Genomic DNA, 24110 nt, shown 5'->3' with positions numbered 1-24110 from the left:
GCATGCGTTTCCTGGCGTTGGTTTCTGCCTTGGCGAGGGCCAAGAAATCGATTGGATCGGACATACTGAGTACAGTGAAACCAGAATAGAGCAATTAGATCACATCTTTAATCTGATTGGTATTAGCCTCCAACTTTATGACAAACGACGCATCGACGACCACGCTGGCACCCACGGGAAACGATCCCATGGCCCCCCTTCAGCTCCCCTCCCCCCTGCACCGGATCCGGCATCCTCTGCTGGCAGCCCATGACGTCACGCTCTGGTGCAAGCGGGACGATCTGATCCACCCGACCCTCTCCGGCAACAAGTGGCGAAAGCTCAAATACCATCTGCAACAGGCACAGATGCTGGGCAAGGGCCACATCCTCTCCTTTGGCGGCGCCTACTCCAATCACATCCACGCCCTGGCCGCAGCAGGACTCAGACTGGGACTGCGCACCACGGGCATCATACGCGGTGAAGGGGATACCGTCAGCAATCCCACCCTGAAAGCGGCCAAAGGCTGGGGCATGGATCTCGTTTTTGTCGACCGCCAGGACTATCGCCGGCGCCAGGATCCCGAATGGCTTGCCCGGTTCGAGGATGACGACACCCTGCTGGTACCGGAAGGAGGCAGCAGCCCGCTGGCCATCCCCGGGGTGGCCGAGCTGGTCGACGAGGTGCCCTTCTCGCCGGATCTCTGGGTGCTACCCTGCGCCAGCGGCGGCACCCTGGCGGGGCTCATCGCGGGCAAGCGGGCGCAGGAGCAGATCCTGGCCATCGCGGTGCTCAAGGGGGCCGACTTCATCACCGGCGAGGTATGCCGGTTGCATCCGGCGGCGGCCACCATCCCGGGCTGGCGCATCGCGCTGGATCACCACGACGGCGGCTATGCCAGGTTCAGTCCGGCACTCTGGCAATGGGTGCAGGCATTCAGTGCCGAAACCGGCTTGCCGCTGGAACCCATCTACAGTGGCAAGGCGATGTGGGGGCTGTTTCGCGAACTGGCGGCAGGCCGCATTGCGCGCGGCAGCAAGATCATCTTCATCCACACCGGTGGCTTGCAGGGGCTGGCGGGCCTGCAGGAGCAGGGCCGCCTGTCACCCCGGCCGGGGCGCTAGTCAGGCAGGTTGAGGGGCTCGGGGTCGGCAAACCAGGGACCTTGACCGGCATGCACGCCCAGGTGTCGCAGCATCTTCCACTCGTCGCCACTCTCCACCCCCACCGCGATGACCCGGGCCTGGGTATTGGCACAGCCCCCCACCAGACTGCGTACCGCCATCTGGTTGACCTGGCGCAGGTGGATCTCCCGCACCAGGCTGGGGTGCAGCTTGAGGAAGTGGATCTCGAACTCCTTGATGTACTGGGTGCTCACCACGTCCTGGCCCGCATGATCGATGGCCAGCCTGCACCCCAGCATGCGCATCGCCCTAAGTGGTCGCTTGAGGGCCTCGTAGTGGCGGGTCACCTGGGACTCCGACAACTGCAGGATCAACCCCTCGTTGGTACTGCGCGGCAACTGGAACAGCTCGAAGAAGAGCTCGCGCTGGAACTCGCGGGTGAGCAGGTTCTGGGCGCACAGAGAGAGGCTGATAGGGCAGCTCGATGCCGGTCGCTGGCGCAGCAGTCGCAAGGCTCGGGCCACCACCAGTCTGTCCAGCGGCAGCAGCAGACCGGCCTTCTCCGCCATGGGCATGAAGACCCCCGCCTGCAGCTCCCGGCCCTGCTCGTCGTGAAGGCGGATGAGCAGCTCCTGCTGCAACACCACCTGATCCCGCTCCTGCTGCACAGGCTGGACGTAGAAGTCGATGCCCTGCTCCTCGATGCGACGGCTGATCAGGGTGCGCCAGCGCACCGTTCCCTTGCTGCTCGCCTCCTCGTTGAGGGATTTCTCGAACAGGAACCAGCCGCTGTGTCCTTGCAGGCGTGCGCTCTTGAGCGCCAGCTCTGCCTCTTCCTGCACCTTGAGCAGGGAATCCTGTGCCTGGTAGCAGACCGCACCGAGATAGACGGCGGTGTCGGCATTGACCGCTTCGGGCCAGTGCAGCCGCTGCAGACTCTTGAGCAACTGGCTGGCGCCGTCCACCATCTCGCTCTCTGACATGTTCGGCAGCAGCACGGCAAAGACCTGACCGGCATAGCGCGCCTGCAGGGCTCCGCTGTGCTTTCGCACGAAGGCGGCGATGGTGGCGCTCGCCTCCATCAGGAGTTCCTGGCTCGGGCGCCCGCTCAGCTCGGGATCCAGCTCCTCCAGACCGGCCAGCTCGATCAGCAGCACACCGCCGCTGATCACGCTTGCTTCCATGATGGCGCTCTCCAGCCGGTTGTCGAAGAAGAGGCGGTTGCCGATGCCCGTTGTCTTGTCAACGAAGGCGTTGCTGCGGATGAAGTTGTCAAAGCGGCTGCGCTCCTTGCGGGCGTCGGCCAGCTCGGTCAGCAGATGGGTGAGGGCCTGACTGGCCGAAACAGGCCACTCTTCGGCAGGGTCATGGGCCAGCTTGGTCAGCTTGCCATCCAGGATCAGCTGGGCACGCTCCGCCAGCAGCTCGGCACCGCGCAACTGCAGACGCAGCCAGCGGATGGAGTACCAGAGCCCGAACACCACGATGAAGATACCCAGAGAGATGCCGAACATCGCCTTCATGGAGTACTCGAACTCCTTGAACGGCCTGTCCAGCTTGAAGTCGGCCCGCATCCCGGCCTGATTGGGGATCGCCTCGCTGTAGGCGATCAGCAGGCTCTCGTCCGTCTGCTGCTGCACATCGCGAAACCAGTAGACCCGCTGCTTGTCCTGACGGATCTCCAGCTCCACCACATGGGAGGCCCGCAACAGGGAGGGCAGCCAGCGGGCAAGGGCTTGCTGGTCATCGGTCACCCCCAGTTGCTTGTCGATGATCTCCACCAGGGAGTCGACACGGTTCTGCTGCAGCTCCATTCCCATCTGGCGAAAACTGAAGACCCCGCCGAGCATCACCATGGCCATGGCCGAGATCACGCACAGCGTAATAAAAGAGACGAGTTGAGTGGTCAGTTTCATGTGCCTTTCCGTAGCCGACAGCATCCATAGGGCATCATGGTATCAGCCCAGACCAAACGCCGCCTATGGATGAAGATCCCGCTTCTGCAAATAAGCGGGCGGATGCGTCATGCGGCGCCGTTGTGCGGGCCGCAAAAGAGGCATCAAGGGAGAGAACGAGGGGACACAGGCTGAGGAGCGGACAGAAAAATGGTCCCACAACGGGGACCAAAAGAAACACTCATATCAAAACTAACACTCTGTGCTACTGACAAAAATAGATACAGGAGTATTGAACACACGGTGAGTCAAACCGCACCGTTACTTTAGCCACTTCAGATAAGCTGGACAATTGTCATTTATGACAGGTCAGCGATTGAATCTTGTTCAGGTGTGTAGCCATATCCTTTATTTATCAATTAATTATCGTTTTTGTTCCAAGTGTGACCAACTTGGCTCAAATCGATGCAGCTAATGCTATGATGCTTGAGCCTCAATCGGGTTGTTTCATTTCAGGGAAGAAGGGGGCCCACCATGTCTGCACGATCTCCGTTATGGATTCCTCTGGGCCTCTTCTGTTTGCCCCCGCTGCTGATGCTGTTGCTCACCCCCCTGTTGAGCGACAAGCTGGCTCACCACCTGTTGCAGACAAAGGAAAGGGCTCTGCTCGACTACCAGCAGGAGCGCAACCAGCTCCTGGATCACGATGTCCCCGCTCAACTCGCCCACTTTGCCTTCGATTGCGGCCCCAAAGACATGGCGCTGCTGCGCTCACCCCAGTATTACAACCGCCATATTCGCCTGGCCGGCCTGCAGCTTGCCAACGGGAGCGGCTGCTCCACCCTGGGCCCCGCCCTGCCCCAGCTTGCCGACGCCGGCATACCGGTCTCCCCCGACTTTCATATATCCAGCACGGCCCCCATGTTCGATACCGAACGCGAAACCCTGGTCTATGCGAGACGCAACGGCAATCTGGCCTATTGGGTGCTCGACAGCAGCTGGAGCCATGAGCTGCTGCGCACCCCCTGCAACGACTGTTTCTACCTGGAGTTCAACCACAAGCACCCGACACAGTCCGGGCTCTTTTTCCCCCGTGGCAACAAGCACATTCGAGAAGAGCCACACCCGATGCGGCTGCTCAGTTTCGACCCCCAGCATCAGGTGGAGCAGACCCTCTGGGCTGGCGAGGCACTGAAACGCTACGCCCGCTCACAGATACACCGCGATGGCCTCTGGTCGGCCGGTGTGCTGGGGGCGCTGCTGGCGGCCCTCTACTGGGGCCTTAGAAACTACCGGCGATCCCTCAAAGGATTGCTGCAAAGAGGGCTGGCTCGGCGGGAGTTCATCCCCTTCTATCAGCCCATAGTGGACAGCAGAAACCGAAGGGTGGTGGGATTCGAGGCATTGCTGCGCTGGCAGCGAGGACGGGATTTGGTGTCGCCAGGCACCTTCATCGCCTATGCGGAGGAGCAGGGGCTGATCCTGCCGATGACGGATCAACTGCTGGAGCGCATCCTGGCGGATCTCCCCGTCCTGGCCCCGCACCAGTGGGTCAGCGTCAATCTGGTGGCGGGCCATATCGAGCAACCTCGTCTGCGCACCCAGTTGCAGCGCCATGGCTGGCCCTCGCCGGCCCGCCTCACCTTCGAACTCACCGAGCGGGATCCCATCAAGCACATCCAGGGGGCCATGGCGGAGATCGCAGCTCTGCAGGAGAGGGGCTATCACTTCAAGCTGGATGACTTCGGCACCGGCTATGGCGGCTTTGCCTACCTGCAACGGCTCGGCATTCGCCAGATCAAGATCGACAAGATGTTCGTGGATACCATAGGCACGGACGACCTCAAGCGCAGCGTGCTGGATGCCACCATCGCTTTCGGCCTCAAATCGGGCATGGAGATGATCGCCGAAGGGGTCGAAACCCAGGAGCAGGTGGATTATCTGCATCGCCACGGAGTCCACCTGATCCAGGGCTACGTCTATGCCAAGCCCATGCCCCTGAGCAAACTGAAGATCTGGCTGATGGCATGGCAAGAGGGCGAGACAACCAGCCCCTCCGACCCGCACTGAGGCGGTATCTGCCCCGCCTCTCACCCTCTGCAACAAAATGATGCTCCGCATGAGGAGCATCTCCCCTTATCATGGGTCTGTGCACCCTGGGTGCACCAAGTCGCTCCATACCCCGTCGGCCGAGGCCGCCCCGAGATGAGAACCACTGCCTATGAAGTCTTTTATCCGACAAGAGATTGCTCTGCCTGCCGGTCTGCTGACCCTGCTCTTCTTCAAAACCCTGGGGAGCGACCTGCTGGCAGAGACAACCCCCCTTGCGGTCTACCTGCCGGTGTCGCTGGCCCTGCTTGCCATCGTGACCTGGGCCATCTTCTCCGTCGTGCGTCACTCTGACGCCCTCGCCATCAAGCTCGGGGAACCCTTCGGTACCCTGATCCTGACCCTCTCGGTCATCTCCCTGGAAGTGGTGATGATCTCCTCCGTCATGCTGACCGGCGATCCCAATCCCACCATGGCCCGTGACACCATGTTCGCGGTGGTGATGCTGGTCACCAACGGTCTGGTGGGCTTCACCCTGCTGTTTGGCGGCTGGCGCTATCACACCCAGAACTTCAATCTGGACGGGGTCAAATCCTATCTGGTGGCCATCATTCCCCTGGCTCTGCTCTGTCTGGTCCTGCCGAACTTCACCCAGGGCGGCACTCTGGGCAGCCTCTCCAAGGCCATGTCATGGATGCTGATCATCATCTCCATCCTGCTCTATGGTGTCTTCCTGCTGATCCAGACCCGCAGCCACAGCCACTTCTTCGTCGACAGCGATCACGAGGATCTCGAGGATCACCACGGCCCGCTGCAGAGCAACGTCTATCACACCCTCTTGCTGCTCGCCTACCTGGTGGTGGTGATCCTGCTGGCCAAGACCCTGGCCATCCCCATCAACTACGGGGTGCACGTGATGGAAGCCCCGATGGCACTGGGTGGCTTCATCGTCGCCTGTATCGTACTGGCCCCCGAAGCGGTCGGCGCCATCAAGGCGGCCTTCAACAACCAGTTGCAGCGGGCCATGAATCTCTACTTCGGCTCCGTGCTGGCCACCATCGCCCTCACGGTACCCTCCGTACTTTTCATCGGCTCCCTGATGGGGCAGGAAGTGCGCCTGGGCCTCTCCCCTGCCGACATGGTGCTGCTCATCACCACCCTCATGGTCTGTAAAGTGACCTTCAGCAGCGGCCGCACCCACGCCCTGCACGGCGCCACCCATCTTGTGCTGTTTGTCGTTTACCTGTTCCTGATGTTTGAACACGGATAAGGCTGCCAGCACTCACCCCAGTGCTGTTCGTGGTTTATCTGTTCCGGATGTTTGAACACGGATAAGGCAGCCACCACCTGCCTGCTGCCACTCTGCGCAGCGCGCTTCCGATGGCCCCGACGCGGAGCGCGGGAGACGAAAATGAAAAGACCGCCCCATGGGCGCAATGCTGTTCAGATAAGCACTTTTTTGACTGATTATTCATAAATTGGATTTGAGTTGAGGGGGCAAGGCTGTGTCCAGTCGATCTTCCTCCAGCCTTTATCCAGCGGGGCTTGCAATAGAAAGAGGGAGGCATCATGCCTCCCTCGATTTTTTGTCCTGATACTACGTGGACTGGAACTCAAATTCTCTTAAGTGAACAGCATTGCGCCCCATGGGCGGTCTTTTTTATGGTTGCTCAGGCTCCAATTCAGAGGCTGGGCAGGGTCCCGGCCGGGATCAGGTCGTTGTAGCTGGCACGGCCCAGCAGGGCGGCGGCCGCCTCGATGTCCGGTGCAAAGTACCTGTCCTTGTCATAGAAGCTGACCTCTTCCCGCAGACGGCCCTTGGCCAGCTCGATGAGCTCGGTGGAGCGCAGGGGAGCGCGGAAGTCGAGCCCCTGGGCCGCTGCCAGCAGTTCCACCGCCAGGATGCCACGGGTGTTCTCGGCCATGTCCGCCAGCCGGCGACCGGCGAAGGTGGCCATGGAAACGTGGTCTTCCTGGTTGGCCGAGGTGGGCAGGCTGTCCACCGAGGCCGGGTGGGCCAGGGTCTTGTTCTCGGAGGCCAGGGCCGCCGAAGTGACCTGGGCGATCATGAAGCCGGAGTTCACCCCGCCGTTGTTCACCAGGAAGGCCGGCAGGCCGGACATGCGCGAGTCGATGAGCAGCGCCATGCGCCGCTCGGACAGCGACCCGATCTCGGCGATGGCCAGGGCCAGGTTGTCGGCGGCAAAGGCCACGGGTTCTGCGTGGAAGTTGCCGCCGGAGATGATCTCCTCATCCTCGGCAAACACCAGCGGATTGTCGGAGACGGCGTTGGCCTCGCACACCAGCACCTCGGCCGCCTGACGGATCTGGGTCAGGCAGGCACCCATCACCTGGGGCTGACAGCGCAGGGAGTAAGGATCCTGCACCTTCTCGCAGTTGTGGTGGGACATGCCGATCTCGCTGCCGTCCACCAGCAGGTGGCGGTAGCAGGCGGCCGCATCGATCTGGCCGCGCTGGCCGCGCACCTCGTGAATGCGGGCATCGAACGGACGGCGGCTGCCCAGCGCCGCCTCAACGCTCATGGCACCGATGGTGATGGCACCGGCGTAGAGATCCTCGGCATGGAACAGCCCTTCCAGCGCGAAGGCGGTGCTCGCCTGGGTGCCGTTGAGCAGGGCCAGCCCCTCTTTCGGCGCCAGGGCAATGGGCTCTAGCCCGGCAATCTTGAGGGCCGTGGCTGCGTCGATCAACTCGCCCTTGTGACGGGCCTTGCCTTCACCGATCAGCAGGCAGCTCATGTGGGCCAGGGGCGCCAGATCGCCGGAGGCGCCGACGGAGCCCTTCTTCGGCACCACGGGGTAGACCTCGGCGTTGATGAGGGTCATCAGGGCCTCGAGCACCGTCAGCCGGATGCCGGAGAAGCCACGGGCGAGCGAGTTTACCTTGAGCACCATCATCAACCGCACGGTGGCGTCATCCATGTACTCGCCAATCCCTGCCGCATGAGAGAGCACGATGGAGCGTTGCAGCTCGTCCAGCTGCTCCACCGGAATGCGGGTGTTGGCCAGCAGGCCAAAGCCGGTGTTGATGCCGTAGACCACCCGGTTTTGCTCGATCACCTTGGTGACCACGGCGGCGGAGGCGTGGATCCCCGCCAGGGCAGCCGGATCCAGGCTGACGTGTACCGGCTCACGGCTGACACGGCGCAGGGTGGCGAGGCAGAGTTTGCCCGGTTGCAGATTGAGTTCGAACATCTTATTTCACCCCTTTGCCGGTGGCGTCGATCATCGGCAGATCCAGTTTCGCCTCAACGGCACAGTTGATGGCAATCTCGTAGCCGGCGTCGGCGTGACGCATCACCCCGGTGGCCGGGTCGTTGCGCAGCACGCGGCCGACCCGCTTGGCGGCATCGTCGGTGCCGTCACAGACGATCACCACGCCGGAGTGCTGGGAGAAGCCCATGCCCACACCGCCACCGTGGTGCAGGGAAACCCAGGTCGCGCCGCCGGCGGTGTTGAGCAGGGCGTTGAGCAGCGGCCAGTCGGAAACGGCGTCGGAACCATCCATCATGGATTCAGTCTCGCGGTTCGGGCTCGCCACCGAGCCGGAGTCAAGGTGGTCACGGCCGATGACGACCGGAGCCTTCAACTCGCCATTCTTCACCATCTCATTGAAGGCCAGGCCCAGGCGCACCCGATCCTTGACGCCAACCCAGCAGATCCGCGCCGGCAGGCCCTGGAAGGCGATGCGCTCGCGGGCCATGTCGAGCCAGTTGTGCAGGTGGGGATCGTCCGGGATCAGCTCCTTCACCTTCTGGTCGGTCTTGTAGATGTCTTCCGGATCACCGGAGAGGGCCACCCAGCGGAACGGGCCAATGCCCTCGCAGAACAGCGGGCGGATATAGGCCGGCACGAAGCCCGGGAAGTCGAAGGCATTCTTGACCCCCTCTTCCAGCGCCATCTGGCGGATGTTGTTGCCGTAATCGAGCGTGGCGGCGCCGCGGGATTGCAGGGTCAGCATGGCTTCGACCTGACGGGCCATGGAGCGGCGAGCCGCCACGTTGACCTCGTCCGGTGCGCTCTTTTGCAGATCGCGCCATTGGGCCACGCTCCAGCCCTGGGGCAGGTAGCCGTGTACCGGGTCATGGGCGGAGGTCTGGTCGGTCACCACGTCCGGCGTGATGCCGCGAGCCACCAGCTCGGCGAAGACGTCGGCGGCGTTGCCGAGCAGGCCGACGGAGACGGCGGTACCGCTGCGTTTGGCCTCCTCGACCATGGCCAGCGCCTCATCCAGGCTGTGGGCCTTCTTGTCGACGTAGCGGGTACGCAGACGGAAATCGATACGGGTCTCGTCGCACTCCACGGCGATCATGGAGAAACCGGCCATGGTGGCGGCCAGAGGCTGGGCACCGCCCATGCCACCCAGGCCCCCGGTCAGGATCCATCGCCCTTTGGGCTCGCCGTTGAAGTGCTGGTTGGCCACCGCGAAGAAGGTCTCGTAGGTGCCCTGCACTATCCCCTGGGTGCCGATGTAGATCCAGGAGCCGGCGGTCATCTGGCCGTACATCATCAAACCCTTCTTGTCGAGCTCGTTGAAGTGCTCCCAGTTGGCCCAGTGGGGCACCAGGTTGGAGTTGGCGATGAGCACCCGCGGTGCATCCTTGTGGGTCTGGAACACCCCGACCGGCTTGCCGGATTGCACCAGCAGGGTCTGATCGTCCTCGAGCCGGGTCAGCACCTCGACGATCTTGTCATAGCAGGCCCAGTTGCGGGCGGCGCGGCCGATGCCGCCGTACACCACCAGGGACTGGGGATGCTCGGCAACATCCGGATCCAGGTTGTTCATCAGCATCCGCAGTGGCGCTTCGGTGAGCCAGCTCTTGGCGGTCAGCTGGGTGCCGTGGGGAGCACGGATCACGCGGCTCGGATCGTGGCGGGGATCCTGGTGTTGTACAGACATAGACACTCCTTGTTTAGCGATGCAGTCAGGCGGCGCGGTGCGCCACTACTTGGTCAACTGGTGAACCAGGCGCGCGGCCACGCGGGCACTGCGGTTGTCCTGATCCAGGTTCGGGTTGTACTCAGCCAGATCGGCGAGCCTGAGCTTGCCGCTGGCCCGGATATGGGCGATGAGCGGTTCGATGACCGCCAGCTCCACGCCGCGAGCGGCGGGAGCGCTCACTCCCGGCATCACTGCCGCCGGCAGCACGTCGAGATCGATGGTGAGATAGAGGTGGTCGCAACAGGCGATAAAGGCATCCAGCCCGCCTAGCAAGGCTGGCAGCTCGGTCGGCGTCATCGCCTCGTCCAGCACGTGCCAGACTCCCAGCGCCTGGGCGCGGGCAAAGAGCGCCGCGGTATTGGCGGTTTCGGCCACCCCGAGACAGGCATAGTGAAAGGGGGTGCCCTGGGCAGCGCACTGCTCGGCAATCTGGAAGAAGGGGGTGCCCGAGCTCGCCTGCTCCTGTTTCATGCGCAGATCGAAGTGGGCGTCGAAATTGATGATCCCGACCCGCCCTTCGCCGCCAAGATGACGGTTCAGGCCGCTCCAGCTGCCGAACGCCACCTCGTGGCCGCCTCCCAGCACCAGGGGGAAGTGCCCCTGATCCAGCGCACTCGCGACCCGCTCGGCCACGCGCCCGTGGGCGGCATCGAGATCGCCGTCCTCACAGGCCATATCCCCGCCGTCATAGACGGGGGCGCCCAGATGCCAGGCCGTGTTGGCCAGCAGCTTGCGCACCGCCAGCGGTGCACCGGCCGCGCCGACCCGCCCCTTGTTGCGGCGCACCCCTTCGTCACAGGCAAAGCCGAGCAGCACCACGCCGGGTTCGCGATTCCCCTGCCAGGGTTGCACCCTATCGTGCCAGCGCAGGGCCAGCTCGCCGTCTTCGGGATCCTGACGCCCCTGCCAGACCGACATGTCGATCCCGTTGAACTTATCCATGAAGGGTTTCCTCCCCGTTGACCACACGGCTCACCAGCTGATCGACGCCGATGAGGTAGCTGAGCTCGGCCGGATGGCCGCAGTTCCAGACAAGGAAATCCGCCAGCATGCCGACCTTGAGCTGCCCCAGCCGTTCCTGCTCGCCGAGCGCCCTGGCGGCGTGGCGGGTCACCCCGGCCATGGCCTCCACCGGGGTCAGGCCAAACAGGGTGCAGGCCATGTTCATGGCCATGCGCAAGGAGACGATGGGGGCCGTGCCCGGGTTGATGTCGGAAGAGACAGCCATGGGTACCCCCGCCTTGCGCAAGGCAGCGATCGGGGGCAGCTTGGTCTCCTTGAGGAAATAGAAAGCGGTGGGCAGCAGGGTGGCGACCACGCCACGGTGGGCCAGCGCCTGGATCCCGTCCTGATCCAGATATTCCAGATGATCCACCGAGAGGGCGCCGAAGTGGGCGGCGAGCGTGCTGCCCCCCAGGTTGGAGAGCTGATCCATGTGCCCTTTCACCGCGAGGTTGTACTGATCCGCCGCCAGATAGACCTGCTCGGTCTGGGCAAGGGAGAAGCCGATGTGCTCGCAGAAGACATCCACCGCATCCGCGAGACCTGCCTCGGCCGCCGCCGGGATGATCTCCTGGCAGATGGTCTCGACCCAGGAGTCGGGATCGTCGCGATACTCCGGCGGCACCGCATGGGCCGCCAGCAGCGTGGTCTTGACCCGGATGGGCTGCGTCTCTCCCAGACGACGGGCCACCCGCAACATCTTGAGCTCGTCTTCCAGGGTGAGGCCGTAGCCGGACTTGATTTCGACTGTGGTGACCCCTTCCCGGATCAGGGACTTGATCCGCGGCAACGCCAGCTCATAGAGCCGCTCCTCGCTGGCAGCCCGGGTGGCGCGCACCGTGCTGATGATACCGCCCCCCTTGCGGGCGATCTCCGCATAGGGGACTCCCTTCTGGCGCAGCTCGAACTCTTCGGCGCGACTGCCGGCGAAGATGAGGTGGGTGTGGCAATCGATGAGACCGGGGGTGACCAGCTTCCCCTTCATGTCCTGCCAGGAGGCGGCATAGGGGCCCTTGAGATCCTGCATGGGGACCAGAGCGTGGATCTTGCCATCCCGCACGCCAAGGGCATGGGGCTCCAGCAGGCCGTAGTCCGCCAGATCGGGGCGCAGGGTGGCGGGTGTCACGTTGAGCCAGACCCGCTCGCAGTTCAACAGTTCCTTGTTCATACCGACCTCTAAATGTATATACAATAATTTATAGCCGATCTCTGAAAAGAAAGGAAGGATCAAGTTCACATCTTGATAACAGCGGCTTTATTAGAGTGTAAGCACAAAAAAGCCCACCGAGAGGTGGGCTTTTAAATGCTTAATTTGTATATACAACTATGCGAGACGCGTCTTGGAGCTCAGCTTGTAGCGGGAACCCGGCGACAACAATCTGGCATAGGAGACCAGACAGCCGTCTGACCAGGTGCGCCGGTGCAGCAGCAGGCAGGGGGTGTCGACCCTCACTTGCAGCAGTCCGGCTTCACCAGCACTCGGCAACACGGCTTCTACCACGTGCTCCATCTCGGAGAGGGGGCAGATCTCCATCAGATAGCTGTTTGGCGTCTGCTGGGTGAAATCCTGCTCGCCATAGCCGGGCAGTCGCTCGGCATCGACGAAGCGCTCCTCCAGTTGCAGCGGCTCCCCATCGGCCTGATGGACGATGAGGCTGTGAAAGGTGGGCGCCCCGACCCGCAGGCCCAGACGCACCGCTACTTTCTCGTCGGCGGCCTGACGTTGCAGCCGGATCACCCGCGCGCTGTACTCGCTGCCCCGCTCGGCGATCTCGTCTGCAATATTGCGAATCGCCAGGAGCGGCGACTCGGTGCGCCTGTCGGCCACGAAACTGCCGGATCCGGCGGTGCGCACCAGCCAGCCTTCGGCCACCAGCTCACGCAGCGCCTTGTTCACCGTCATGCGGCTCACGGCAAACTGCTCGCACAGGGCGGCCTCGGTCGGGATCCGGTCGCCCGCCTGATAGTGGCGTTCGCGGATCCCGTCCAGGATGTGCTGCTTTATCTGAAGGTAGAGCGCAGGAGCCACCGGATGGTCCTCAGCGGCGACGATGGGGCGGACGCATGTCCGGCCAGGCGCGATAGACGTCCGGGATCTGGTCAGGGCCGCTGATGCAGAGATCGAGATCGTGCAGCAGGCCATCCTTGATGCCGTAGATCCAGCCGTGCACCGCCAGCTCCTGCCCCTTGCGCCAGGCATTCTGGATGATGGTGGTGTGACAGACGTTGGCGACCTGCTCGGCCACGTTCAGCTCGCACAGGTAGTCGAAGCGCTCGTGCTCATCCTCGATGGCTTCGAGCTGTTCGCCGTATTTGAAGTAGACGTCCTTGATGTTGCGCAGCCAGTTGTCGATGAGACCCAGCTCCTGGTTCTGCATCGCAGCCTTGACCCCACCGCAGCCATAGTGGCCGCAGACGATGATGTGCTTCACCTTGAGCACCTCCACCGCGTATTGCAGCACCGAGAGGCAGTTGAAGTCGGTGTGCACCACCAGGTTGGCGACGTTGCGGTGGACAAAGACGTCCCCCGGCAAGAGCCCCATCAGCTGGTTGGCGGGAACCCGGCTGTCGGAACAGCCGATCCAGAGGTACTCGGGTGCCTGCTGGGCGGACAGGGTAGCGAAGAAATTGGGATCCTCGGCCTTGATCCGTTCCGCCCACTCGCGGTTGTTGGTAAACAAGTCGTTCAACAGTTTCACTTCTGCTCTCCCTACTGTGGCAGTGGCGGCAACATACCATACACAAGGGTAACCAAGGCAAGGCCGACCAGATCCCCGCAAAACAAAAACAGGGCCATCAGGCCCTGCTTCTTACCGGAGGAGGCCGTCAGGCATCCATGGCATCTTTCAGCTTCTTGAGCGCGTTTTTCTCAAGCTGGCGCACCCGCTCGGCGGAGACGCCGTAAGTATCGGCCAGCTCCTGCAGGGTGGTCTTGCTCTCGTCATCGAGCCAGCGGGCACGGATGATGTGCTGGCTGCGCTCGTCCAGGGTCGCCATGGCCGCACTCAGGCGACGGGTGGCATGGCTGTCCCAGTTGTCGTTCTCGATGTTCGCCGCGAGATCGGAAGATTTGTCTTCCAGATAGTGTACCGGCGCGAAGCCACCCTCGTCTTCATCGTCACCGACCAGGTCGAAGGCCTGATCGTAATTGCTCATGCGCGCTTCCATCTCGGTGACGTCGGCAGCGGATACCCCGAGGTCGGCAGCCACGGCCTGCACCTCTTCGTGGTTCAGCCAGCCCAGACGCTTCTTGGACTTGCGCAGGTTGAAGAACAGCTTGCGCTGGGCCTTGGTGGTCGCCACCTTGACCATGCGCCAGTTGCGCAACACATATTCGTGGATTTCGGCCTTGATCCAGTGCACGGCGAAGGAGACCAGACGCACGCCCACGCTCGGGTCGAAGCGTTTGACGGCTTTCATCAGGCCGATGTTGCCTTCCTGCACCAGATCGGCCTGAGGCAGGCCATAGCCGGAGTAGCTCTTGGCCACGTGAACGACAAAACGCAGGTGCGACATAACGAGCTGGCGTGCAGCTTCGAGATCGCCATCCTGCTGCAGACGCATCGCCAGTTCGCGCTCTTCCTCTGCGCTCAGCACAGGGATCGAGTTGACGGCCTGGATATAGCCTTCCAGACTACCTTGCGGAATCAGAGCCATAGTGCGTTGCAATGAAGTTCCCATGTTCTACCTCTTACTTTTCAATCGAATCAGTCTAACACCCTGAGAAGACGTGTCTACCGACCAGGTATCATTCTGCGTGCTGCATCATACATCACCCCAGCATGAACCCGGCCCATCTTAGGCTGACGGCATGAATCATAAATGAACAGTCAAAAAAAAGGGGTCACAGTAAAGGACCCCTGAAAAGTAGCATGCTAAGTCCATTGTTGCGGAGCTCGCAACCTTCACATGCTTGCCAAGTCAGACGAGCAAGGCATAGGGGCCATACCCGTATTCATTCTGCTGCAGTCAATAGACCATTGATAAATCAAAAGGTTCAGAGGATCCACATATGATCCTCGGCGCAGACACCATTCAGATTACTCTGAGAAAGTGGCCCGTGCCAGAAACGGGCCACTCTTTTACTTGATCCAGTTCGCAAAATCCAGCGCTTTAAAATGCTGACAAATTAATCAGGACGGTTCTATGTCGCGAATGTGCCTGTGCACCGAGAACCAGGAGGCGATCAACCCCAGCAGGGCGCCCAGCAGTATGAGATTGAAGCCGTCGAACGCCCCCATCCCCACCAGACGGAAGTTGCTGTTGTAGAGCCCCGCCAGCTCCTTCACCACCCCCTCGCTCCAGATCACCATCACCTCGGTCAGCCACCAGGCCAGCATGCCGCCAATGACCCCGAACCAGATGCCCGTATAGAGGAAGGGACGGTGGATGAAGGCATCGGTCGCTCCCACCAGCTTGAGCACTTCAATCTCGGAACGCTGGTTCAGGATATTCAGGCGCAGGGTGTTGCCCACGATCAGCAACACAGCGGAGAGCAGCAACACCGCGATACCTGTAATGGTGTGGCGCAGCAGGTTCATGATCCCCTGCAACCGGGTCAACCACTGCAGATCCAGCTTGCCCTGCTCGATACCGGGCTCGTTCTCCAGCTTGGCGAGCAGCTCGGCGGCCCCTTCGGGATTCTGCCAGCGCGGATCCGGGATCACGCTCAGCACCGGCGGCAGCGGGTTGCTGTCCAGATAATCCAGGGCATCACCGAAACCGGAGATCTCCCGAAATTCCCTGAGCGCCTCGTCACGGTTCATATAAGTGACGGACTCCACTTCCGGATAGAGCAGGATCCGCTGCTTCATGTCGAGGATGCTCTGCTCCGGCAGATCCTTGCGCAGATAGAGGGAGATCTGGGAGCTGGTCTGCCAGCTCCCCTCTACCACTTCGGCATTCTTCAGCAATACGTGGAAACAGGAAGGCAGCGCCAGACTCACGCCAAGCACCGCCAGGGTCATCAGGGAGGCGAGCGGGTTGCGCCACAGCTCACCCAGGCTGGCAAAGGCCTGACGCACATGATCCACGCCATACATCATCAAGCGACGCAACGGCGGCTGTTTATGACGAACAATAGCCATCAGCGATCCTCCCCGGACGAATACATGCGACCCGCCTTGAGGGTCAGGGTGCGGTAGCGCATCCGGGCGATCAGCCCCAGATCGTGAGTGGCAATCAGCACGGAGACGCCGAAGCGGTTGAACTCCTCGAACAGGCGCATGATGTCCATGGAAAGCTGGGGATCCAGGTTGCCGGTCGGCTCGTCCGCCAGCAGCAGGGGCGGCTTGTTGACGATGGCGCGGGCGATGCCGACCCGCTGCTGCTCACCGCCGGAGAGCATGCGCGGCTGGTAGCGCTCCTTGCCGAGCAGCCCGACCTTGTCCAGCGCCGCCGCCACCCGCTTGTTGATGTCCCCATGGCTGTAGCCATCGATCACCAGGGGCAGGGCGACGTTGTCGAACACGGTACGATCCATCAACAGGCGGTGATCCTGGAAGATCATGCCGATCTGGCGGCGCACGTAGGGGATCTGACTGCGCTGGATGTGGCTGACGTCATCGCCGTGGAAGAAGACGCGGCCGTCGGTCGGCCGTTCCATCACGCTGATGAGCTTGAGGAGGGTACTCTTGCCCGCCCCCGAATGGCCGGTCAGGAAGGCCATCTCCCCCTTGCGCAGGTGAAAACTGACCTTTTGCAGCGCTTGATGACCGCCACTGTAGACCTTGCTGACCTTGTCAAAACGAATCATAACGGTTCCCTGAGATTGACAAACCCCGACCGGGATAAAGCATGGGGCGCTCACTCCCCCGTACCGGCACAACACCTGGATGACAACACCGGTCGCAACCATGCCGCATGTCATCCTTGCCCGGATGAGCCATACCTGCGCTCTCATAGTGACATACCCCGACCGGAGTCGGGGTATGGAACACGTGCTTGTCACGGCCGGGCCGACTCATGTCGGCCGGATTTATTCTTCGCGGCTGAAGAGCGCCTCGATGAAGTCGTTGGCGACGAACGGGCGCAGATCGTCGATCCCCTCGCCCACCCCGATGTAGCGGATCGGGATCTGGAACTTGTCGGCCACCGCGAAGATGACCCCCCCCTTGGCAGTGCCGTCCAGCTTGGTGAGGGTGATGCCGGTCAGGCCCACCGCCTCGCTGAACAGCTTGGCCTGGCTCAATGCGTTCTGGCCGGTGCCTGCGTCCAGAGTCAGCATGATCTCGTGGGGCGCCGCATCGTCCAGCTTCTTCATCACCCGCACCACCTTCTTGAGCTCCTCCATCAGGTTGCTCTTGTTCTGCAGGCGGCCGGCGGTATCGGCGATCAGCACGTCAGCCCCGCGGGAGCGGGCAGCCTCGATGGCGTCATAGATGACGGAGGCGGAGTCGGCACCGGTGTGCTGGGCAATCACCGGAATGTTGTTGCGCTGACCCCACACCTGCAGCTGCTCGACCGCAGCGGCACGGAAGGTATCGCCAGCGGCCAGCATCACGCTCTTGCCCTCGGCCTGGAACTGTTTGGCCAGCTTGCCGATGGTGGTGGTCTTGCCGACGCCGTTCACACCGACCATCAGGATGACGTAAGGCTTCTTGCTGGTGTCGATCACCAGGGGCTGCTCGACCTTGGCCAGCATCTCGCCCATATCCTGTTTGAGCAGACCGTAGAGCGCCTCGGCATCCTTGAGCTGCTTGCGGTCCGCGTGCTGTACCAGCCCCTCGATGATGCGGGTGGTGGTGTCGACGCCAAGATCGGCGGTCAGCAGCTGGGTCTCCAGCTCTTCGAACAGATCGTCATCGATCTTCTTGCCACGGAACAGGCCGAAGAAACCGGAACCGATATTCTCCCTGGTACGCACCAGGCTGCGTTTGAGGCGGGCAAAGAAGCCCTCCCGCTGCGGCTTCTCCTGAGTGTCGTCGTCCACCTTGGCGGCCAGTGGCAGAGCGGCCAGGGCAGCGGCCTCAGCCTCCATCGCGGCGACCAGACGCAAATCTTCCGCTCGTTGGGCCTCTTTGGCGACACGGGCTTCCTCGGCAGCCTGAGCTTCGGCGGCAACACGAGCCTCTTCCGCAGCACGGGCCTCGGCGGCAATACGGGCTTCTTCCGCGGCACGGGCTTCGGCAGCGATGCGAGCCTCTTCCGCAGCGCGGGCTTCGGCAGCGATGCGAGCCTCTTCCGCAGCGCGGGCTTCGGCAGCGATGCGAGCCTCTTCCGCAGCGCGGGCTTCGGCGGCCACACGGGCTTCTTCTGCGGCGCGGGCTTCGGCGGCAACACGGGCCTCTTCTGCGGCGCGAGCCTCGGCGGCAATACGGGTCTCTTCTGCAGCACGAGCCTCGGCGGCAACACGGGCTTCTTCTGCGGCGCGAGCTTCGGTGGCAACACGGGCCTCTTCTGCGGCGCGAGCCTCGGCGGCAATACGGGTCTCTTCTGCAGCACGAGCCTCGGCGGCAACACGGGCTTCTTCTGCGGCGCGGGTTTTGGCGGCAAAAATGGCGTCGTCTGCGACCTGAGCTTCGGTTGAGATCAAAGCCTCATTGACGATGACGGGCTCAAGCTCGCCCTCCGGCTCTTCCACAACCAGGGGGCCTTCGTCAGGGCCGCTCAGCGGCGCTTCGGGCTTGGCGGCGGGGGCATCAGCCGGGGCAACATCGGCGACAGGCGCGGGAACAGCGGCGGCCTGCGACTCGACGACCGCCGGGGTAGCGTCGGGCGCCTGCGATGGAACGGCCTCAGCCTCTTCTTTCTTGCGGCCGAAACCCAGCCAGGAAAACAAACCTTTTGCCATCTAAAAATACTCACATCAAAGGCTGACTGCTAAGATAGCCGTCCCTAGGCGGGTCGGCATAAAAATGAACCGCCTTATACTATCACTTTATTTTCTGACGACGAAACGCGATGCCCAGAGTGAAATCCAGCCGTAACAGCCCGAGCAAGAGCCCGGCCCCCCAGGGGCGAGCGGGCGTGGTACGAATCATCAGCGGCCAATGGAAGGGGCGCAAACTCCCCGTCAGGGATGTGGAAGGGCTCAGACCCACCACGGATCGCGTCAAGGAGACCATCTTCAACTGGCTGGCTCCCCACGTGCGCGGTACCCGCTGCCTGGATCTCTTCGCCGGCAGCGGCGGGCTGGGGCTGGAAGCCTTGTCCCGCTATGCCGAACAGGTCACCCTGATCGAGATGGACAGAGGCGCCGCCGACCAGCTCAAGAAGAACCTGACGACCCTGGGCAGCAGCCAGGGGCAGGTGATCCAGGCCGATGCCGTGAGCTGGCTGCAAGGCCCGGCCACGCCGTTCGATCTGGTCTTTCTGGACCCACCGTTTCGTCGCGAGCTGCTGCCCCAGGTGTGCGAGCTGCTCGAGCAGCGCGGCTGGCTGGCATCCGATGCCCTCATCTATCTGGAGCGGGAAAAAGAGATGGCCGATCTGACGCTGCCCGCCAGCTGGACACTACTCAAGGACAAGCAGGCTGGTCAGGTCTGCTATCAACTCTATGTACGGGAGGTAAACGATGAAGCGGGTGTTTAATCTGTTGGCGATGGGGGTGCTGCTGTTCTTCTGGTTCGGTGTGGCACTCGCCCTGCTGGGCACCCTGCCGGGCAAACTGAACGGCTTTCTGCCGGTGTGCGGCGTCATCGTGATATTGATGCACTGGGTACAGGCCAGCATGATCAAGGCGGCCTGCAAACCCTACTTCGCGGTCACTCGTCTCGAATTCACCCAGGTGCTGATCTTCGGGGTGTTCGGCATGATGGATATCCGCACCAAGCTGCAGGCCATCATAGACGCCAGGAAGAAGGGAGAGACTCCCCCCAGGGCCGACTAGGCCACCCCCGGCCCGACCAGAAGGAGTGATTCGTCACTCCTTTTGCGTTTTTCCGAGGCTGATTCCCAGCTTGATGGAGAGAGCGGCGAGCAGCAGCAGCATGGCAATGAGGGAGAAGAAGTTGCTGCCAAGCTCGGGGTACTGCACCTTGACCAGGGCAGAATGGCCGAACACGCCGATAAAGAAGCAGAGCAGAATGCAGCTGGGTGTGTTGCCCACCATGGGCTCATGGCGATAGTGCTGATAGAGCTGGCTGGCCGCCAGCAACAGGGCGATGAGGGGGTAGAAGGAGAAGGGGACGACCGACTCCGTCAAGGCCGACAGGAAGGCATCGCCACAGATACCGATCAGCAGGGCCAGCACCAGGGGCTTCTTCGGAATCGCGTTCGGTTCATGCATGAGGCTGTCCATCCTTGCGTTATGTGAGAGATTCGTGGCGCTTGCGGTTCTGCACCTCGGCGCCCATGGCGATCATCCGCAATTGGCTGATGGTGCGCTCCGACAGTGCCTTGCACTCTTCCGGAGTCATGTCGAGGGCGTCTGCACCGGCGCTGAAGACGATGGTCACCATGGCCTCGGCCTGGATATAGGCCTCTTCCCGTGGCGCCTGCGTGGTGGCTTCCAGATAATCGGTCAGCTCGGCGATGAAGTGCTGGATCTCCCGGGCCACCGCCTGACGGAATGCAGCCGAGGTGCCGGAGCGCTCGCGCAGCAGTAGCCGGAAGATGTTCGGGTTGTTTTCGACGAATTCCATGAAGGTCTGCACCGAGGTGCTGATGACGCTGCCACCACCGGCAATGCGCTGGCGCGCCTGGCGCATCAGTTGGCGCAGGGTCAGCCCTCCCTCGTCCACCAGCGTCAGCCCCAGCTCTTCCATGTCCCGAAAGTGGCGATAGAAGGAGGTCGGCGCTATGCCCGCCTCTCTGGCCACTTCCCGCAGGCTGAGGTTGGAGAAACTGCGGTTGGCGCAGAGTTGACTGAACGCCGCCTCGATCAGCGTACGCCGGGTTTTTTCTTTTTGTTGCGCGCGAATACCCACGAAAACAGTCACCTTGAGATTAGCGAGGCCAGATGATAACCCGAAGGCGGGGCCGGGATCAGGTTTGTCTCCGACTTTTTTACCATTGACCCGCATTCCGGCTCAATGGAGAATAGTGAACAGCTGTTCGCTGAAAGGAGCCGAGTGAAATGGACCGCCCCCCGATCATCATGACCAACACCCTGCTGTTCGCCCTCTCCGGGCTGACGGCACTGATAGCGGTCCCCTGGTATGGACTGAGCCAGGGCTACGACCTCTGGCAGTGGCTCTGCTTCCTGCTGCTGTTCTGCTATTGCGGCATCTCCATCACCGCCGGCTACCACAGGCTCTGGTCCCACAAGGCCTACAAGGCGCACCCGGCCCTGCAATGGATCTTCGCCATCGGAGGCGCGCTCGCCCTGCAGAACTCGGCGCTGCACTGGTCCTCGGATCATCGCCGCCACCACCGCCACGTGGATGACAACCAGAAGGATCCCTACAGTGCGGGTCGCGGCTTCTGGTACTCCCACATCGGCTGGATGCTGCGGGAATACCAGCGCGATACCTACCACGACTACAGCAATGTGCGCGACCTGCAAAACAACCCCGTGGTCGCCTTCCAGCACAGGCACTATCTGGCTCTGGCCCTGGTCACCAACATCGGCATTCCGCTGCTGCTCGGCCTCTTGCACGGGGATCTGCTCGGCATGATGCTGCTGGCCGGGGTGCTGCGCATGGTGATGACCCATCACACCACCTTCTTCATCAACTCCCTGGCCCACATCTGGGGCAGCCAGCCGTTCACGGATCGCAACAGCGCCCGGGACAACGGCATCCTGGCCTTCTTCACCTTTGGCGAGGGCTATCACAACTTCCATCACCTGTTCGAGAACGACTACCGCAACGGCATTCAATGGTGGCAGTTCGACCCCACCAAGTGGCTGATCCGCACCGCCGCCTGGTGCGGGCTCGCCAAAGACCTGAGATCCTGCCCGGAGGAACGCATCGAACAGGCCAGGCTGGAGATGCAACTCAAGCGCGCCCAGGCCAGAGTGCACAAGCAGGATGACAGGGAACGCTGGCAGGCACTGCTGCAGGAGGAGTACGACAAGCTGAGCCTGCAGATCCAGCACTACTATGCCAGCCGCAAGTCACTGCTGGAGCAGCGCAAGCGCACAGCCCTCGCACGCTACGACAGGCTCAGGCTGCAACTGGAGTACCGCACGTTGCGAGACGGTTTCCTCGTTGCCAAACGCAACTGGAGTCGTCTGCTGGCGGGCCTCGCCTGATCGCCGAAACATCACGCAAAAGACCGCCAGCAGGCGGTCTTTTTTATTGGACAAGCAGACGGCGGGCATAAAAAAATGGGGCAACATTCGCATGTCACCCCCTCGCAAATAGCATGTTCCATATTGGGCTACCGCAACCACGGGGGTCTGTCTGGCATCACGGGTTTCCGCTCCCGATCTGCCTCGCCTGCCGGAGCAATCCGGTTGGCCCATTTCCCCTGTTGCCGTCACCCACACGGCAGACCAGCCGCCGTGTTTGTCCTTGCACTCGAGATACTACGCAGTTAAATAAAATAAAAAACCGTTCTACACGCACCTCTATGCAGTCGAGGCCCCTGGATTGTTACTGCACTCTTAATATAAATCGATTAAAAACAATACGATGCAATCCAGTCCCGTCTTTGGATGGCAAACGTTATCCTCGAAGGCGCACAAGGCTTTGCGAGATCTCGCACAAGGCGGATCCCACTCACAACCAACGGTGCAAAGGTAACCAATCGCTCAATTGCGCCAGCAGGCGCCGCCATGCAGAGGGGGACGCCGCCACCGGGTGCACGGCCTGCTGCAACCAGCCATCGATGAGTTGCTGCAACTCGTCGCACAGCGTCGGGCTATGGAGGTGCAGCATCAACTCGGTGTTGAGCATCAGGGAGCGGGGATCCAGGTTGAAACTGCCGAGCAGCGCCTCCTCCTTCCCCATCAGGATCAGCTTGGCATGCAGACTGAACGCCTCCGTCGTCAGCTCGAACAGGGTGATCCCCTGACGCTCGAGCCAGGGGCGGTGACGTCGATAGGCGCCATAGACCAGGGGCACATCCGTGCTGGCCAGGGAGTTGGTCAGGATCTCGATGTCGACCCCCTGCCGTCGCTGCCCCTTGAGCCGGCGACGCAGCCCCCGTGTCAGGATCAGGTAAGGGCTCACCAACCTCAGGGCCCCCTGATTGCTCGCCAGCATGCGTCCCAGCAGGGGCGCCGTGGTCGGCCGGGCGACCAGCCCCTTGCCGGGGCGATCGAACCAGCACTGCCCTCGCCCGGGATGCCAACAAAGGGGAACGGGGCACTCATCAAACAGAGTGGCCGGCAGATCATAGGCGGCCGCCATGGCGGGGTCGGTCAGGGTCAGCAGGAAATCGTTCAGGGCCCGGGTTTCGGCTGGCAGCAAGGGGCGTCTCAACAGGCGACGGACCGGGTGGCTCCAGCGACTGTGCCAGAACAGCGCGAACCCCTGCTCGGCCTGCTGACAGAGGGGGCCGCGGCAGAGCAGATCCAGGTCGATGAAGTGAGGCGACATCCCCAGCCCGAAGTAACGATCACCGATGTTGCGCCCGCCGATCACCGCCTGGCTGCCATCCACCAGCAGCAGCTTGTTGTGCATCCGGTGGTTGATGCGGCGAAAGCTCAGCACCCCTTCCAGCAACAAGGTAAGGGGACGCCAGCCCCGCAGCCAGAAGGGGTTGAACAGGCGTACCTCGATGCCCGGTTCCGCCGCCACCGCCTCCAGAAAGCGGTTCTCCCCGCCGTAGAGATCGTCGATGAGCAGTTGCACCACCACTCCGCGCCGGGCCGCCCGCACCAGCTCCGCCAGCAGCAGCTTGCCGCTGCCGTCCTCTTCCCAGCTGTAATACTGGGCGAGGATCCGGTGGCGAGCCTGGCGGATCAACTGGCATCGGGCCTTGAGGGCTGCACCGGGATCGGCGAGCAAGGCAAAGTCGGCGGGGATCAAGGGTCATCTCCCTGTCATCTGGTGGTGGCATAACCCAGACAACCGCCCCGATAACCCAGTGTCAAGGAGCCGATGATGGAACTGCGCGACCACCCCTCCCTCAGTCAGAGACCCCATGCCAGCCAACCGGATCCCACCCCGGCCAGGCTGTTGATGCCCTGGTACCAGCAGCACCGGGATCTGGGCTGGGAACCCCTTGCGCAGCATCACGAGGATCCCCTCCCCGGCCAGCATTGACA

At 62.3% G+C, this 24110-nt stretch carries 21 protein-coding genes; 7 read left to right on the top strand and 14 right to left on the bottom strand.

Annotation, left to right across the window (positions count from 1 at the left end):
* The first annotated feature begins 188 nt into the window (after nt 1-188).
* Entirely contained in the window at nt 189-1103 is a 915-nt protein-coding gene (locus tag HKD46_RS15075; RefSeq protein WP_161469768.1) for a 1-aminocyclopropane-1-carboxylate deaminase/D-cysteine desulfhydrase, read from the top strand.
* Here HKD46_RS15075 and HKD46_RS15070 read toward each other — a convergent pair.
* A complete protein-coding gene (locus tag HKD46_RS15070) occupies nt 1100-3019 on the bottom strand; it encodes an EAL domain-containing protein (protein WP_109421900.1) in 1920 nt (639 codons plus the stop codon). The two genes, HKD46_RS15075 and HKD46_RS15070, sit on opposite strands and share 4 nt — an antisense overlap.
* 513 nt (nt 3020-3532) lie before the next feature.
* Here HKD46_RS15070 and HKD46_RS15065 point away from each other — a divergent pair.
* Together HKD46_RS15065 and HKD46_RS15060 are read left to right on the top strand one after the other, a co-directional pair.
* The gene (locus tag HKD46_RS15065; protein WP_113978382.1) at nt 3533-5068 is read left to right on the top strand and encodes an EAL domain-containing protein; all 1536 of its coding nucleotides are present in this window, start codon (nt 3533-3535) and stop codon (nt 5066-5068) included.
* A 151-nt stretch (nt 5069-5219) separates the two neighbouring features.
* The gene (locus tag HKD46_RS15060) at nt 5220-6317 is read left to right on the top strand and encodes a calcium:proton antiporter (RefSeq protein WP_010672612.1); all 1098 of its coding nucleotides are present in this window, start codon (nt 5220-5222) and stop codon (nt 6315-6317) included.
* 412 nt (nt 6318-6729) lie between these two features.
* On the opposite strand, the gene hutH is transcribed toward HKD46_RS15060, so the two are convergent.
* The 10 genes from hutH to ftsY form a co-directional block, all read right to left on the bottom strand.
* The gene (hutH, locus tag HKD46_RS15055) at nt 6730-8262 is read right to left on the bottom strand and encodes a histidine ammonia-lyase (RefSeq protein WP_010672611.1); all 1533 of its coding nucleotides are present in this window, start codon (nt 8260-8262) and stop codon (nt 6730-6732) included.
* 1 nt (nt 8263) lies between these two features.
* A complete protein-coding gene (gene hutU / locus HKD46_RS15050) occupies nt 8264-9967 on the bottom strand; it encodes a urocanate hydratase (RefSeq protein WP_113978380.1) in 1704 nt (567 codons plus the stop codon).
* Between the two features lie 45 nt (nt 9968-10012).
* Nucleotides 10013-10951: a formimidoylglutamase gene (gene hutG / locus HKD46_RS15045; RefSeq protein WP_113978378.1), complete on the bottom strand. Its 939-nt coding sequence runs from the start codon at nt 10949-10951 to the stop codon at nt 10013-10015.
* Nucleotides 10944-12179 carry an imidazolonepropionase gene (gene hutI / locus HKD46_RS15040; RefSeq protein WP_010672608.1) on the bottom strand — a complete coding sequence of 412 codons (1236 nt, stop codon included), beginning with the start codon at nt 12177-12179 and terminating at the stop codon, nt 10944-10946. The genes hutG and hutI overlap by 8 nt, the downstream gene beginning before the upstream one ends.
* Before the next feature lie 156 nt (nt 12180-12335).
* Nucleotides 12336-13040 carry a histidine utilization repressor gene (gene hutC / locus HKD46_RS15035; protein WP_041212197.1) on the bottom strand — a complete coding sequence of 235 codons (705 nt, stop codon included), beginning with the start codon at nt 13038-13040 and terminating at the stop codon, nt 12336-12338.
* A 10-nt stretch (nt 13041-13050) separates the two neighbouring features.
* Nucleotides 13051-13710, bottom strand: coding sequence for a carbonate dehydratase (can, locus tag HKD46_RS15030; RefSeq protein WP_010672606.1), 660 nt, complete (start codon nt 13708-13710; stop codon nt 13051-13053).
* A 127-nt stretch (nt 13711-13837) separates the two neighbouring features.
* Nucleotides 13838-14692, bottom strand: coding sequence for an RNA polymerase sigma factor RpoH (gene rpoH / locus HKD46_RS15025; RefSeq protein ID WP_029313526.1), 855 nt, complete (start codon nt 14690-14692; stop codon nt 13838-13840).
* Nucleotides 14693-15144: 452 nt separating this feature from the next.
* Nucleotides 15145-16098 (bottom strand): permease-like cell division protein FtsX, encoded by a 954-nt coding sequence (ftsX, locus tag HKD46_RS15020; RefSeq protein ID WP_029313524.1) that lies wholly within the window; start codon nt 16096-16098, stop codon nt 15145-15147.
* Nucleotides 16098-16766 (bottom strand): cell division ATP-binding protein FtsE, encoded by a 669-nt coding sequence (gene ftsE / locus HKD46_RS15015; protein WP_010672603.1) that lies wholly within the window; start codon nt 16764-16766, stop codon nt 16098-16100. The genes ftsX and ftsE overlap by 1 nt, the downstream gene beginning before the upstream one ends.
* A gap of 222 nt (nt 16767-16988) precedes the next feature.
* Nucleotides 16989-18803: a signal recognition particle-docking protein FtsY gene (gene ftsY / locus HKD46_RS15010; protein WP_171865608.1), complete on the bottom strand. Its 1815-nt coding sequence runs from the start codon at nt 18801-18803 to the stop codon at nt 16989-16991.
* A gap of 110 nt (nt 18804-18913) precedes the next feature.
* Between ftsY and rsmD the strand changes: the two genes are divergently transcribed.
* A complete protein-coding gene (gene rsmD / locus HKD46_RS15005; RefSeq protein ID WP_039040411.1) occupies nt 18914-19543 on the top strand; it encodes a 16S rRNA (guanine(966)-N(2))-methyltransferase RsmD in 630 nt (209 codons plus the stop codon).
* The gene (locus HKD46_RS15000; RefSeq protein WP_010672600.1) at nt 19527-19841 is read left to right on the top strand and encodes a DUF1145 domain-containing protein; all 315 of its coding nucleotides are present in this window, start codon (nt 19527-19529) and stop codon (nt 19839-19841) included. The genes rsmD and HKD46_RS15000 overlap by 17 nt, the downstream gene beginning before the upstream one ends.
* A gap of 33 nt (nt 19842-19874) precedes the next feature.
* Here the strand turns inward: HKD46_RS15000 and HKD46_RS14995 are convergent, their stop codons facing one another.
* On the bottom strand, nt 19875-20240 hold the full coding sequence (locus HKD46_RS14995) for a YijD family membrane protein (protein ID WP_010672599.1): 366 nt from the start codon (nt 20238-20240) through the stop codon (nt 19875-19877).
* Between the two features lie 19 nt (nt 20241-20259).
* Nucleotides 20260-20880: an HTH-type transcriptional repressor FabR gene (gene fabR / locus HKD46_RS14990; protein ID WP_010672598.1), complete on the bottom strand. Its 621-nt coding sequence runs from the start codon at nt 20878-20880 to the stop codon at nt 20260-20262.
* 149 nt (nt 20881-21029) lie between these two features.
* Between fabR and HKD46_RS14985 the strand changes: the two genes are divergently transcribed.
* Nucleotides 21030-22148, top strand: a complete 1119-nt coding sequence (locus HKD46_RS14985; protein WP_039040410.1) for a fatty acid desaturase — start codon at nt 21030-21032, stop codon at nt 22146-22148.
* Nucleotides 22149-22617: 469 nt separating this feature from the next.
* Here HKD46_RS14985 and HKD46_RS14980 read toward each other — a convergent pair whose 3' ends face one another.
* Nucleotides 22618-23871, bottom strand: a complete 1254-nt coding sequence (locus HKD46_RS14980) for a phosphatidylserine/phosphatidylglycerophosphate/cardiolipin synthase family protein (RefSeq protein ID WP_103261581.1) — start codon at nt 23869-23871, stop codon at nt 22618-22620.
* 75 nt (nt 23872-23946) lie between these two features.
* Between HKD46_RS14980 and HKD46_RS14975 the strand changes: the two genes are divergently transcribed.
* Nucleotides 23947-24108, top strand: coding sequence for a hypothetical protein (locus tag HKD46_RS14975; RefSeq protein WP_010672595.1), 162 nt, complete (start codon nt 23947-23949; stop codon nt 24106-24108).
* The last annotated feature ends 2 nt before the right edge of the window (nt 24109-24110 follow it).

This window comes from Aeromonas sp. TW 6 (genome assembly GCF_013168745.1).
Taxonomy (GTDB): Bacteria; Pseudomonadota; Gammaproteobacteria; order Enterobacterales; family Aeromonadaceae; genus Aeromonas; species Aeromonas caviae.
The sequence above is the reverse complement of the archived record's forward strand: the minus strand, read 5'-3'. Positions and strand labels throughout refer to the sequence as shown.

Excerpts from the sequence above, each read along its gene's own strand:
- hutG (WP_113978378.1), bottom strand. The coding sequence starts at position 10,951 with ATGGATAAGTTCAACGGGATCGACATGTCGGTCTGGCAGGGGCGTCAG.
- rsmD (WP_039040411.1), top strand. The coding sequence starts at position 18,914 with ATGCCCAGAGTGAAATCCAGCCGTAACAGCCCGAGCAAGAGCCCGGCC.
- hutU (WP_113978380.1), bottom strand. The coding sequence starts at position 9,967 with ATGTCTGTACAACACCAGGATCCCCGCCACGATCCGAGCCGCGTGATC.
- HKD46_RS15070 (WP_109421900.1), bottom strand. The coding sequence starts at position 3,019 with ATGAAACTGACCACTCAACTCGTCTCTTTTATTACGCTGTGCGTGATC.
- hutI (WP_010672608.1), bottom strand. The coding sequence starts at position 12,179 with ATGAACAAGGAACTGTTGAACTGCGAGCGGGTCTGGCTCAACGTGACA.
- HKD46_RS14995 (WP_010672599.1), bottom strand. The coding sequence starts at position 20,240 with ATGCATGAACCGAACGCGATTCCGAAGAAGCCCCTGGTGCTGGCCCTG.
- ftsY (WP_171865608.1), bottom strand. The coding sequence starts at position 18,803 with ATGGCAAAAGGTTTGTTTTCCTGGCTGGGTTTCGGCCGCAAGAAAGAA.
- ftsE (WP_010672603.1), bottom strand. The coding sequence starts at position 16,766 with ATGATTCGTTTTGACAAGGTCAGCAAGGTCTACAGTGGCGGTCATCAA.
- ftsX (WP_029313524.1), bottom strand. The coding sequence starts at position 16,098 with ATGGCTATTGTTCGTCATAAACAGCCGCCGTTGCGTCGCTTGATGATG.
- hutH (WP_010672611.1), bottom strand. The coding sequence starts at position 8,262 with ATGTTCGAACTCAATCTGCAACCGGGCAAACTCTGCCTCGCCACCCTG.
- HKD46_RS14975 (WP_010672595.1), top strand. The coding sequence starts at position 23,947 with ATGGAACTGCGCGACCACCCCTCCCTCAGTCAGAGACCCCATGCCAGC.
- HKD46_RS15000 (WP_010672600.1), top strand. The coding sequence starts at position 19,527 with ATGAAGCGGGTGTTTAATCTGTTGGCGATGGGGGTGCTGCTGTTCTTC.
- HKD46_RS14985 (WP_039040410.1), top strand. The coding sequence starts at position 21,030 with ATGGACCGCCCCCCGATCATCATGACCAACACCCTGCTGTTCGCCCTC.
- HKD46_RS15075 (WP_161469768.1), top strand. The coding sequence starts at position 189 with ATGGCCCCCCTTCAGCTCCCCTCCCCCCTGCACCGGATCCGGCATCCT.
- rpoH (WP_029313526.1), bottom strand. The coding sequence starts at position 14,692 with ATGGGAACTTCATTGCAACGCACTATGGCTCTGATTCCGCAAGGTAGT.
- HKD46_RS15065 (WP_113978382.1), top strand. The coding sequence starts at position 3,533 with ATGTCTGCACGATCTCCGTTATGGATTCCTCTGGGCCTCTTCTGTTTG.
- HKD46_RS15060 (WP_010672612.1), top strand. The coding sequence starts at position 5,220 with ATGAAGTCTTTTATCCGACAAGAGATTGCTCTGCCTGCCGGTCTGCTG.